The organism is Mesorhizobium sp. M2A.F.Ca.ET.037.01.1.1, from assembly GCF_003998075.1.
Classification (GTDB): Bacteria; Pseudomonadota; Alphaproteobacteria; order Rhizobiales; family Rhizobiaceae; genus Mesorhizobium.
In genome coordinates this window covers 1-11,934 of record NZ_RZSA01000076.1, presented here as the reverse complement: position 1 = coordinate 11,934, position 11,934 = coordinate 1, and the positions used below count along the sequence as shown (strand labels likewise).

Annotated in this window: 9 protein-coding genes and 1 pseudogene; 2 read left to right on the top strand and 8 right to left on the bottom strand. The window is 62.8% G+C overall.

The features are described from left to right. The 6 genes from EOA27_RS41455 to EOA27_RS06405 form a co-directional block, all read right to left on the bottom strand. Nucleotides 1–3,608, bottom strand: a 3,608-nt coding sequence (locus EOA27_RS41455; protein ID WP_210214140.1) for a glycoside hydrolase family 99-like domain-containing protein, incomplete at its 3' end; no start/stop codon positions are given. Continuing rightward, the gene (gene rfbD / locus EOA27_RS06425) at nt 3,605–4,513 is read right to left on the bottom strand and encodes a dTDP-4-dehydrorhamnose reductase (RefSeq protein ID WP_126078444.1); all 909 of its coding nucleotides are present in this window, start codon (nt 4,511–4,513) and stop codon (nt 3,605–3,607) included. The genes rfbD and EOA27_RS41455, both read right to left, overlap by 4 nt. Further along, complete coding sequence (gene rfbB, locus EOA27_RS06420) at nt 4,510–5,643, bottom strand: dTDP-glucose 4,6-dehydratase (RefSeq protein WP_189343329.1); 1,134 nt, start codon at nt 5,641–5,643, stop codon at nt 4,510–4,512. The genes rfbD and rfbB overlap by 4 nt, the downstream gene beginning before the upstream one ends. Before the next feature lie 14 nt (nt 5,644–5,657). After that, on the bottom strand, nt 5,658–6,212 hold the full coding sequence (gene rfbC, locus EOA27_RS06415) for a dTDP-4-dehydrorhamnose 3,5-epimerase (RefSeq protein WP_126078445.1): 555 nt from the start codon (nt 6,210–6,212) through the stop codon (nt 5,658–5,660). Next, nucleotides 6,205–7,095, bottom strand: a complete 891-nt coding sequence (gene rfbA, locus EOA27_RS06410) for a glucose-1-phosphate thymidylyltransferase RfbA (RefSeq protein ID WP_126078446.1) — start codon at nt 7,093–7,095, stop codon at nt 6,205–6,207. The genes rfbC and rfbA overlap by 8 nt, the downstream gene beginning before the upstream one ends. A gap of 219 nt (nt 7,096–7,314) precedes the next feature. Beyond that, the gene (locus EOA27_RS06405; protein ID WP_126078447.1) at nt 7,315–7,905 is read right to left on the bottom strand and encodes a biotin transporter BioY; all 591 of its coding nucleotides are present in this window, start codon (nt 7,903–7,905) and stop codon (nt 7,315–7,317) included. Between the two features lie 239 nt (nt 7,906–8,144). Here EOA27_RS06405 and EOA27_RS06400 point away from each other — a divergent pair, with 239 nt between their 5' ends. Beyond that, nucleotides 8,145–9,053 (top strand): MBL fold metallo-hydrolase, encoded by a 909-nt coding sequence (locus EOA27_RS06400; protein WP_126078448.1) that lies wholly within the window; start codon nt 8,145–8,147, stop codon nt 9,051–9,053. On the opposite strand, the gene EOA27_RS06395 is transcribed toward EOA27_RS06400, so the two are convergent. Together EOA27_RS06395 and EOA27_RS06390 are read right to left on the bottom strand one after the other, a co-directional pair. Next, on the bottom strand, nt 9,054–9,839 hold the full coding sequence (locus tag EOA27_RS06395; RefSeq protein WP_126078449.1) for a DUF1499 domain-containing protein: 786 nt from the start codon (nt 9,837–9,839) through the stop codon (nt 9,054–9,056). It abuts the gene before it with no gap. A gap of 81 nt (nt 9,840–9,920) precedes the next feature. Next, entirely contained in the window at nt 9,921–11,549 is a 1,629-nt protein-coding gene (locus EOA27_RS06390; protein WP_127255767.1) for a fatty-acid--CoA ligase, read from the bottom strand. A 191-nt stretch (nt 11,550–11,740) separates the two neighbouring features. Between EOA27_RS06390 and EOA27_RS06385 the strand changes: the two are divergent. Beyond that, a pseudogene (locus EOA27_RS06385) lies at nt 11,741–11,934 on the top strand (hypothetical protein); the annotation flags it as partial.

Here is an 11,934-nt window from a genome sequence, read left to right as displayed (position 1 = left end):
GCCCTTGTTATCTTGAGCCCGGCGTCAACGAAAAGATCGAGCCCTTTGCGGTGGTCCCCGTATCCGACCGACAGAATGATGCGGGCGTCCTCGCGTAGGCCGAGTCTCTTGCGCACCCGATCCCGCACCGCAACGCGATCTTCTTCTCGAAATGGCGTGCGAAAATAGGAACCCTGCGGACGAGTCACCGCTCGCCCGGTTGACCTGCCGACGAAATTCTCAAACCCGGATCGAACAATTTCGGCGGGAAAGACCAAAACGTCGGCGTGTTTCGCGATCGCGGCAGCATTCCGCTCAAGCCCGTGGGATTTCAAGATGCCCGGCAGTTCGTGAATAAGCGAGACGGTGCAAAAGCCTGCTCTCCTCAGCAAGGGAACGAGAAGCCCGGAGACCGTCGTATTGACCACCGCCATCTCGGCCCCGCCGCGTCGGATAGCCTTAAGGCGCTCCAACACCTTTGCCTCGGGTTCCGCCGCAAGGTCGATTATATGCACATTGGCCACTTCCGCGAAGCGAGGAAGCAGATTGCCGTGGCCCAGGGTGATCAACTCGGACTTGAAGCCAAGCTCACCGAAACCTCGTGCCATGTTCATAGCGAGCATTTGCGCGCCGTGTGGGTGTGCGTCGTGCGAGACTACAACGATGCTTTTCCCTTCACGACCCACTGCCTCCAATGCATCGCGGGTCGCCTGGAGGTAAGCATAGCCTGTCTGCGCATCCGGTTCGAGATGCGCGCCCTCTGCCCACTCGTTCCAGGCATTGACAAAGACCAGTCTTTCACTCGGCTCGTCGATGCAGTTTATTGTGTCCTTAGCGGCGTTTTCGAGCCATCGCTTGTAGAGATCTGGCGTATTGTTGATGAAAGCCGTTCCGTTATTCTTGCGACGGGCGGTATTATCCCAGCCTGGGCAGACGGAACGGAGCAGCTTGTACTCACGCGGAGGATATGCTTCGCTGCGCTCCGGAAAGACAGCCCAGTCATAGACAGTCGTCGCGAAGTCGTCACGTAGGCCCACGACTTGACCGGTCACGTTCGGGGGCGCGGAGTTGTTCGGCGGAAATTCGACTGCGGCATCGAAGCCATAGTGTCTCGGATCGTTCTTCTCGAAGGATTGAGTGTAAGCGAGATAGATTTCGCCGACGCCGTTATCACGACACCATTGGCGCCAGCGCGAGGCCGTTTCGCTGGCGTCCGGCAGCAAGCTCGGCCGGTAAACCAAAAGCACCGGCTTGCCGTCAATTCGGATATATCGAGGGTCGCGCAGATAGGGCGCCACTTCTTTTATAAAAGCGAGATCGTCCGCTGGCGAATGATTCTGAGCTATGAGGATCTCGCTGTCGAGCCCGTCCCACCGGCGGGACCAGTTCTCGTTGGCCCAACACAAACAGAATGGAAGATCCAAATCCCTGTCGTTGAGCCAGTTCTCCAATGGTTTTTCGAGTAGCCTTTTTCCTGCAAACCAATAGAAATAAAAGCAGAAGCCCTCAATTCCGTATAACTTCGCCAATTCGATCTGGCGGCGTTGCACCGCTTTGTCTCTGAGATCGTAGTAGCCAAGCTCACCCGGCACATGGGGCTGACAATGTCCCAAAAACTGTGGCTGCGCGGGTTTGACATTGACCCATTCCGTAAAACCCTGACCCCACCACTCGTCATTTTCCGGGATTGGATGGAATTGCGGAAGATAGAAGGCAATTACGCGCACCGGCTTATTCGCCACTGGCTCGGCATTCAGCAGCGGAACGTGTGTGGGCTTCGGCGCGCCCAAGCCGACAGGTGCTGTGCTGGCAATTGCCGCTAATCCACCATCATAAGAGTTGGAACTCCGCCAGGCCCTATAGGCGGTCGTCCTTTTGAAAAGAAACGGAAAGAAACGGAAAACAGCGCCTTTAAACTTCTGCTTTGCGGCCGTCGGCATAGGAAGCCGATGCCAAGAGGCGTAGGCTGCCCGGCTCAAACGCTTACGACCTGACACAGGAATACGCGCAACCGCGGCGATACCGTATCCGATAGCACGAACTGGCTGCGTCGTTCGCCAAGACGTACTGCCATACACCGCGTCAAGGACATCATGCAGCCGCTTTTCCTCGGCACGGGCGTGATCGCGGTCCATCTCCAGCCCGGTTGCGTTGGCGCGAAGAGCGGCGTTCTCGCGCTCAAGTTCCTCGTATCTGGCTGTGCTCTCGTGAGCCTGCCAACGCAATCTGTCGTGCTCGGCCTGCAGATGAGACTGTATAGTCGCTGCCTGGCTAGCTTGGTTCTGCAGCTGCTCGATCTGGAGCGCGCGTTGATCAGCCAAAGACTTCAGACCCGCCAATTCCTTGGCAAAAGCTGTCTGATATTCCTGGAGCTCTAATCTGTGCGCGGTTTCCTCACCAAGCCTTTCAATCTCGGCCATGCTTTGCTCGGCCTCTGGCACGAGCCGCGTGACTTCGGCGTCGCGCTCGCCAATTAAGCGATGAAGTTCAGCCTTCTCTCCAGCGAACTGTGCCTCGCGCTCGCCCCAGTCGGCTTGTCTTTGCCGCTCCAGAGCGGTCAAAGTCTCAATTTCGTCGGCACGTTGCCGGGCCAGTTCAGCGCTGTCGTTTGCGACCATTCGCAGGTCGGCCTGCGCTTGCGCCGAGATCCGCTGTCGTGCCTCAAGCTCGGGAAAGAATGCGTCCCCGAAGATCGGCGATACTGCGTCGAATTCGGCCTTTACCCTATCGAGCGTGGCAAGCGCCTCAGCGTCCTGTCCGTCGTTACGAAGCGCGGTCAAGGCGGCATGGGTGTCCTTGACCCAGTCGGCGATGCGTTCGTCGGCCAGAAGTTGTGCACCGCCTGCGATATGGTGCTGATGCTCTCGCGAGAGGTAGGCATCCACATGGGCCGCAATGTCGTCCACAGTCCATGGTTGGCCGATGGCCAGCACATCCGCTATATTCCGGATTTCAGGACGCCAGTCCTGCATAAGCGCTTCGTAGGAGAGGAAGACACGCGGCTTGCCGCGTGTGGCGGATTCAGCCTCCAACTCGTGGCGCAACCATAGAAGCGCCCCAAACCCCGGTGTGAAGCCATCTCGCTTGCCGAGCGAGGCAATGACCGAAAGCGGGTTACGCCCAGTCAATACATAGCGAACATCGATCTCCATCGCCTTCAGGATGTCAGCGTAGAACGGCACAAAACGAGATATCCGCGGTTCCTTCAGTACGAAGAGCGGAGCTTCACCGTATTCTTCCTCCAGGATGCGAGCGATCTCCGCGCGGTAGAATTGGGCACGAGGCTTGCCAAGGTTGGCCGCGTCGAAGGCGCGCCAATCATCCCAGCGACTACCGGCTTCCGCAAGCATCTGATCATTGAGAGCGTTCAATGCTGCCGGTTCCCAGTAACCAGTCGCATTGTTGCTGTCTTTTGAAATTAGGTTCTTCGGTAGCTCGGCGCCAACTAGGCTGATCACCCTCGTCAGCGCACTCGTGCCCGAGCGATGCATGCCGAGCACCATGACGCATATGCGCTTCGCCGGCTTCGTCTTCGCTGACCTGGCTTTAGCGCGCTTCTTTGGCGCCGCTTGGTCCGCCGGCTGCGCGGTCGCATCGCGCAGTTGCTCCGGTGATGGATTTTCGTTCATGCACTCAATGCCTGTTTCGTCTCGCTGCGCCCCAGCCGCCGAACAACCTTCTCCGTCGCCTGCCGCCACCCCGGCGCTCGCCACCCGAACACACCCTCAAACTTCGCGCTCGACAGCCGCGAATTTTGCGGGCGCCTCGCCCTGGTCGGATAATCCGCCGTGGCGATATCGCGCACTTTCGCATAGGGGCCACCCAACGCCCGGCTTGTGTCGAGGATGTGGCGGGCAAAGCTGCTCCAGTTGGTGTCGCCCTCGCCCGCCAGGTGGTAGACACCGAAGGCGGCGAAATTCCTGTCGTCCCGCAGCCTCGCCGCCGCATGCAGGATGGCGTCGGCGATGTCGAGCGCCGAGGTCGGATTGCCCCATTGATCGGCGACGACGGCGATCTCGTCGCGATCGGCCGCCAGCCGTAGCATCGTCTTGACGAAGTTCCTGCCGAAAGGGCTGTAGACCCAGGCCGTGCGCAGGATGATGTGGCGCGGATCGGCGGCGGCCACCGCCTCCTCGCCGGCGAGCTTGGAGGCGCCGTAGACGCCGAGCGGCGCGGTGGCGTCTGTCTCGACATAGGCGCCGTCCTTGGCGCCGTCGAAGACATAGTCGGTCGACAGATGGATGACGGGGACGCCGAGCCTTGCCGCGGCTTCGGCCACCTTGCCGGCGCCGGTGGCGTTCACCGCGAAGGCCAGGTCCTTATCGTCCTCGGCCTGGTCGACGGCGGTGTAGGCGGCGGCGGAAACGACGATGTCCGGCCTTGCCGCTTCCAATGCCGCGAGCACTGTGTCGGGCCGCGCAAGGTCGAGCCCCGGGCGGCCGACGGCGACGACTTCCACGCCTTCGCGGCCCCGCGCCGCCTCGACCAGGCTTGCGGCGACCTGGCCCTCGCGTCCGGTGACGGCAAGCCTCACGTGGTCACCTTCCTGCTCTCGGCCGCGATCCCGGCCGGGTTGCCTGCAACCGGACTGTTCTGGCTGTTTGCGGCCGCACCGTGGCCCAGCCGCTCGCCGGCGTAGCGCTGCTCGCGGATCGGCCCCCACCACCATTTGTTGTCCAAATACCAGTCGACGGTCCTGGCCAGGCCGCTGTCGAAATTCTCGCGCGGCGCCCAGCCGAGATCGCGCGCGATCTTGGAGGCGTCGATCGCATAGCGGCGGTCATGTCCAGGACGGTCGGTAACGAAGGTGATCAGGTCGCGATAGCGCTTGCCGCCGGCGCGCGGCCGCCTCAGGTCGAGAAGATCGCAGATCGCCTCGACCACGCCGAGATTGGTGCGCTCGGAATTGCCGCCGACATTGTAGCTCTCGCCCGGCCGCCCCTTGGTGGCCACCAGTTCCAGCGCCCGCGCGTGATCCTCCACGAACAGCCAGTCGCGCACATTGGCGCCGGCGCCGTAGACCGGCAGCGGCTTCTCGTCGAGCGCGTTGAGGATAACCAGCGGGATCAGCTTCTCGGGGAAATGGTAGGGGCCGTAATTGTTCGAGCAGTTGGACAGCACCACCGGCAGGCCGTAGGTCTCGTGCCAGGCCCGCACCAGGTGGTCCGACGCCGCCTTCGACGCCGAATAGGGCGAGGACGGCGCATAGGGCGTCTCCTCGACGAACATGCCGCCGTCGAAAGGCAGGTCGCCGAAGACCTCGTCGGTCGAGACATGGTGGAAGCGGAAGCCCGCCTTGCGCTCCTCGGACAGCCCACGCCAGTATTCCAGCGCCGCATTGAGGATGCGGTAGGTGCCGACGATGTTGGTCTCGATGAAGGCGCCGGGGCCGTCGATCGAGCGGTCGACATGACTTTCGGCGGCCAGATTCATGACGATGTCGATGTCGTCGCGGCGCAATATCTCCAGCACCGCGCGCTCGTCGCAGATGTCGCCCTGCTCGAAGCGATAGTTGTGCGCGTTCTCGATCGGCCGCAGCGACGCGAGATTGCCGGCATAGGTGAGCTTGTCGAGATTGGTGACGCGGTTGGCCGGGTTGGCGCACAGGTGCCGGCACACGGCCGAGCCGATGAAGCCGGCGCCGCCGGTGACCAGAAAATTCAGCCTGCCCTCTTCCCTCACGCGAAAACCTCTGCCTCGCTCAGCGGTGGCGCCTTGCGATCCTTGTCCGAGAGCTGGAAGTCACCGGCAAGCGACGGCCACGCAATGCCGATGGCGGGGTCGTCGAAGCGGATCGACCGGTCATGCTCCGGCGAATACGTATCGGTGACCTTATACAGAATCTCGGTGTCCGGGACGAGCGTGACGAAGCCGTGCGCGTATCCCTTCGGCACCAGGATCTGGTTTCCCTTCTCGGCCGACACCTCCAAAGCCGACCATTTTCCGAAAGTCGGCGAAGACCGGCGGATGTCGACGACGACATCGAAGACGCTGCCTCGCACGACGCGCAGCAGCTTGTCCTGGGCGCGGGGCGGTAACTGATAGTGCAAGCCGCGCAGGACGCCGGCGGCCGCGGAGTAGGAATGGTTGTCCTGCACGAAGGTCAGGTCGATACCGGCCTGGGCAAAGCGCTCCGCATTCCAGGTCTCGCAGAAATAGCCGCGCGCGTCGCCATGCCGCTTCGGCACGATCTCCAGCACGTCCTCCAGGCCGAGCGTCCTGACCTCAAGCACCTTGATCCTCCATCAGATCGGCGACCCGCCGCCGCAGATAGGCCGCATATTCGTTCTTGCCGAGCCGCGCCGCGCGATCGAGGACCTCGTCGGCGCTGATCCAGCGCTGCTCCAGCGCAATCTCCTCGGGGCAGGCGATCTTGATGCCCTGGCGATGCTCGATCGTGCGCACGAAGGACGAGGCCTCGAGCAGGCTGTCATGCGTGCCGGTATCCAGCCAGGCATAGCCCCGGCCGAGGCGGTGGACATGCAGCTCGCCGCGCTCGAGATAGACATTGTTGACCGCCGTGATCTCGAGCTCGCCGCGCGCCGAAGGGCGGATGGTCGAAGCAATGTCGACGACGTTGTTGTCGTAGAAATAAAGACCTGTCACGGCCCAGTTGGACTTCGGCTTTTGCGGCTTCTCCTCGATCGTCAAAGCCCTGCCGGTGACCTTGTCGAAGGAGACCACGCCATAGCGCTCGGGATCGTCGACATAGTAGGCGAAGACGGAGGCGCCGCCGTCGCGCGCAGCCGCCTCGCCGCAGAGCTGCGACAGGCCGCCGCCGAAATAGATATTGTCGCCGAGAATCATCGACACGCTGTCCTTGCCGATGAAGTCGCGACCGATGATGAAGGCTTCGGCGAGACCATTGGGCTCCGCCTGCTCGGCATAGCAGAGCTCCAGGCCGAATTCCGAACCATCGCCCAGCAAAGCCTGAAACACCGGCAAGTCGCGCGGAGTTGAAATGACGAGGATCTGGCGGATTCCCGCGAGCATCAGCACGCTAAGCGGGTAGTAGATCATCGGCTTGTCGTAGATCGGCAGTATTTGCTTAGATACAGCTAATGTTAGCGGATAAAGACGTGTTCCGCTGCCGCCCGCAAGGATAATTCCTTTCAACAAGCTCTCCTTGAACTACCGCGGCCCCCGCCTCGATGCCAAGTTGCCCGTGCTTAGGTTTCGGGCACCGGCTTGTCAATGTCGGGTTTGCTTCCTTCCTGACGCTGGTTCCACTTTCTATCATCCGGCACGCGGTGGTTTCGAGCGAAATCCGACTGCGGCATGAAAAAGGGCCGGCGGGCGCTTGTCGCCCGCCGGCCCTTCTTTCGTCGATCGCGATCAGCCGCGCTTGAGCAACGCCCACACGGCCGGCACCAGGCTGGCGGCCAGGGCCACCTTGATCAGGTCGCCGGCGATGAAGGGCAGGACGCCGAACTGCCAGGACTTTTCCGGTCCGATGAGCATCGCCAGCCAGGCAAAGCCCATGGCCATCATGACGACTTCCGCCGTCAGCATGGCGCCGAACAGCTTGAACGGGCTGCGGTCCCAGCCGCGGTCGGCGGCCCAGCCGGCGATCGCGGCCATGACCACGAAACCGGCGAGATAGCCGCCTGTCGCGCCCAGCATATAGGCGATGCCGATGCCCTTTTCCGGCGTGCCCTGGAAGACCGGCAAGCCAAAAGCGCCTTCGGCAAGGTAGAGAAGCAGCGTCGCGACGGCCAGCCGCAGGCCGAAGGCCGAGGCGATCAGCAGCACGGCGAGCGTCTGCAGCGAAATGTCGACCGGGCCGAGCACCACTTTGGTCTTGGCCGAAAGCGTGAGCAGCAGGGTTCCGGCAAGCGCCAGGAAGAGCTGGGTCGCGAGCCGCGCGGCGCCCCGCTCCGGCAGAGTGAGAGAAACGAGCGGACGCATCGTGGTTGCAATTGCCATGGTCTTCCTCATTCTGGCTGATTCATTGGGTGGCTGATTTGCTGGCTTCAAAAACTTTCTTGATGCATGTCGTTGTCCCAAAACCGCTGCGCACTTTTGGGCGACATGCTCAAAAACTTTCTTGATGCATGTCGTTGTCCCAAAACCGCTGCGCACTTTTGGGCGACATGCATTGAATTTCCTATATTGGCTTCCGTATCGGGCGGCAATCATTTTGCCGCATTGCAAAGGAATCCGGCATGGCGCTTGAGTTCGATACCAGCTTCGACCCGGCCTACGGCCGGGCGGTCACGGTTGCGCCGGATGTGCTGCGCATCACTGCGGGAAACCCGAGTCCGTTCACCTTCCACGGCACCAACAGCTATCTCGTCGGTCGCGACACGCTGGCGGTGATCGATCCGGGGCCGGAAGACGACGCGCATCTCGAAACGCTGCTCACGGCGATCGCTGGCCGGCCGGTCAGCCACATCTTCGTCAGCCACACGCATCGCGACCATTCGCCGCTGGCGGCACGGCTGAAGGAGCGCACCGGCGCGCCGACGCTTGCCGAAGGCCCGCACCGGCCGGCACGGCCCTTGCGCATCGGCGAGGTCAATCCGCTCGACGCCAGCGCCGACCTGGCCTTCGTGCCCGATATCGCGCTGGCCAACAATGCCCTGACCGAGGGAGACGGCTGGGCGATCCGCACCATGCTGACGCCCGGCCACACCGCCAACCATGCCGTGTTTGCGCTCGAGGGAACCGGCATCCTGTTTTCGGCCGACCATGTCATGGCCTGGTCGACCTCGATCGTCGCGCCGCCGGACGGCGCCATGGCCGACTATATGAGCTCCCTCGACAGGCTGCTGGCGCGCGAGGATCGTCTGCTGCTGCCGGGCCATGGCGGGCCCGTGACCGCGCCCCAAAGGTTCATGCGCGGCCTGAAGACGCATCGCAAGATGCGTGAAAGGGCGATCCTGGAGCGCATCCGCGCTGGCGACCGGACGATCAGGGAGATGGTCGCAGCGATCTATCGCGACACCGACCCCCGCCTGCACGGCGCCGCGGGGCTGTCGGTGCTCGCCCATCTCGAGGATCTGGCCGCGCGCGGCCTGATCGCCACCGAAGGCGACCCGGCGATCGACGGCATTTTCAGTCCCGCCGGCTGATCACTCGGCCGGCGCCGCGCCAACCTGCCCGGCGACTTCCTGGTCCAGCTCGCCGAGGAAATCCGTGATGCGGGCGGCGTTGTCGCCGAGGTCGTAGCGGCCGTAGCGCGAGGCCGAGCGCATGTCGACGATGACCTGCTCGCCATCGTCGGTGACGCGGATGGCGACGTCGGCCGGCAGTCCGAGCACAAAGCCCTTGGCCAGCGCATTGATCGTCGCCTCGCTCTGCCCGTTGATGTCGGGATAAGGCGCCGTCAGCTGCCAGTCGCGGCGGTCGAGCACGGTTTCGACAGCGTCGACGACGGTTTCGAAGGGCAGATTGTAGCTGTGGCCGCTGACCAGCGGATAGGTATCGGCCTGCAGGCTCTGTTCGCCAGGGGTCGGCGGCGACAGCTCGTTCATGTCGCTTGTCCGGTCGCTGGTGTCCAGGACCGGCGGGTCGTCGAGATCGGTCGAGATGTCGCGCAGCGGCGGGTAGATCGTGGCCCAGTAGACGGCGACGCCGTAGGGCGCCAGAACCAGCAGCGCCAGCAGCGCGCCGACGCTGAGATCGCGGCCACCGCGATCGCCGAAGCTCCAGACCCTCGACAGGCCGAGACCCGCCATCAACAGGGCGAGCGCCGCCAGCAGCGCGACGACCGCAAGCACCCACAGGAAAGGCGGCGTCTCGACGAATCCGAGTCGGTAACCGGCAACGGCGGTGAGCAGAAGGACGAGGGAAAATGCCCCGATCCGCCGCGACCAGCCGGCCGCCCTCGACGTCTGCCGTTCAGGAATAGATGCCATTCTTCGCCGTATCGTCCCAACCCGGGCCGAGAGTTAGCGGTTTTTGGCGCGGGCTTGAAGCCGGAAGATCGAACATTTTCGTCAATCCGTCGGCAGGCGGTAATCCTTGAACTGGGCGCGCAGGCTGGTCTTCTGGATCTTGCCGGTAGCGGTGTGCGGAATTTCGCCGACGAAGGCGACGTCGTCGGGCATCCACCATTTCGCCACCTTGCCACTCATGAAGGTGAGGATGTCGCCCTTGCTCGGCTCCCGACCGGGCTTGCGCACGACAACGAGCAAGGGCCGCTCGCCCCATTTCGAATGCGGGATGCCGATCGCCGCCGCCTCCGCCACGTCCGGGTGGCCGACGGCGAGATTCTCCAGGTCGATGGTCGATATCCATTCGCCGCCGGACTTGATGACATCCTTGGCGCGGTCGGTGATCTGCATGTAGCCGCTGGCGTCGATATGGGCGACATCGCCCGTGTCGAACCAGCCGTCGGCATCGAACTGCTCGGCGCCGGCGCCGCCATAATAGGCGCGGGCCACCGCCGGACCGCGCACCTTGAGATGCCCGAAGGTCTTGCCGTCCCAGGGCAGCGCGTTGTTATCGTCGTCGGTCACTTTCATCTCGACGCCGAAGGGCGGAAAACCCTGCTTGCCCTGGACATCCAGCCGCGCCTCGCCGGTCAGCGTCTGATATTGCGGCTTCAGCGTGCAGAGCGTCCCCAGCGGCGACATCTCGGTCATGCCCCAGGCATGCACCACCTGCACATCGTAATCATCCTGGAACTTTGCGGTGATGGCGCGCGGACAGGACGCCCCGCCGATCACGACCTTGTTCAGATAGGGCAGCTTCTTGCCGGTCTCTTCCAGATATTGCAGCAGCATCATCCAGACGGTGGGCACCGCGGCGCTGAACGTCACCTTTTCGGTGTCGAGCAGTTCATAGATCGAGGCGCCGTCCATCTTGCAGCCCGGCATCACCAGCTTGGTGCCGATCATCGGCCCGCTCTGGCCGAGGCCCCAGGCGTTGGCGTGAAACATCGGCACCACAGGCAGGACGACATCGCGCGTCGACAGGCCCATCGCGTCGGGCATGGCGGCGATCATGGCGTGAAGGACATTGGAGCGGTGGCTGTAAAGCACACCTTTCGGGTCGCCCGTCGTTCCGGAGGTGTAGCACATGCCGGCGGCGGTGTTCTCGTCGAACGTCTTCCAGGCGAAATCGCCGTCGGCCTCGGCCAGCCATTCCTCGTAGGCGACGGCATTGGCCAGAGAGGTTTGCGGCATATGTGCCTGGTCGGTCAGCACGATCACCCGGCGCAGCGATTTCACCGCGCCGGCGATCTTTTCCAGGAGCGGTACGAAGGTGAGGTCGACGAAGATCGCCTTGTCCTCGGCTTTGTTCATGATCCAGGCGATCTGCTCGGGAAATAGCCTCGGATTGAGCGTGTGGTAGATAGCGCCGATGCCCATGATGCCGTACCAGGCTTCGATATGGCGGGTCGTGTTCCAGGCAAGGGTCGCGATGCGATCGCCGAGCACGAAGCCGTCACGCTCCAGCCGCTGCGCCGCCTTGAGCGACCGGCGATGGATTTCGGCGAAGGTAGTGCGCACGATCGGACCTTCGATCGAACGCGACACGACCTCCCGGCTGCCGTGCTGGCGTTCGGCGTGGTCGATCAGCTTGTGGCAAAGCAGCGGCCATTCCTGCATCAATCCGAGCATCTATTTCCTCCCCTTTGCGCATTCGCGTCGTTTGTTCCGCACATTGTGGAACGAACCGGCGGATTGTCCAGCCGCCATAAGTCGAAGCCCGTGGATGGATCGAAGAACCGGGAAAACCGCCATAATCCGGCCATCCTCGCCGTTAAGTTTCGTTAACGGGCTGGGTGAGATTGGCGAATGGAGTGGTTCGCATGGACGCGCAGCTCGACGAAAAAGCCCTCGAAAGCACGCTTGCCGAAAGTCTGGACGATCTGGCGCCGGACATCAAAACCGTTTCCGAAGATGAATTTGCCGAAGTCGTCGGCGGCGCGCTTGAAGCCGTCGGCGGGACGCTGCTGTTCAAGATGCGCGTCGAAAACGGCGAGAATGGCGAGCATGTCGCCGC

Excerpts from the sequence above, each read along its gene's own strand:
- EOA27_RS06405 (WP_126078447.1), bottom strand. The coding sequence starts at position 7,905 with ATGGCAATTGCAACCACGATGCGTCCGCTCGTTTCTCTCACTCTGCCG.
- EOA27_RS06395 (WP_126078449.1), bottom strand. The coding sequence starts at position 9,839 with ATGGCATCTATTCCTGAACGGCAGACGTCGAGGGCGGCCGGCTGGTCG.
- EOA27_RS06400 (WP_126078448.1), top strand. The coding sequence starts at position 8,145 with ATGGCGCTTGAGTTCGATACCAGCTTCGACCCGGCCTACGGCCGGGCG.
- EOA27_RS06390 (WP_127255767.1), bottom strand. The coding sequence starts at position 11,549 with ATGCTCGGATTGATGCAGGAATGGCCGCTGCTTTGCCACAAGCTGATC.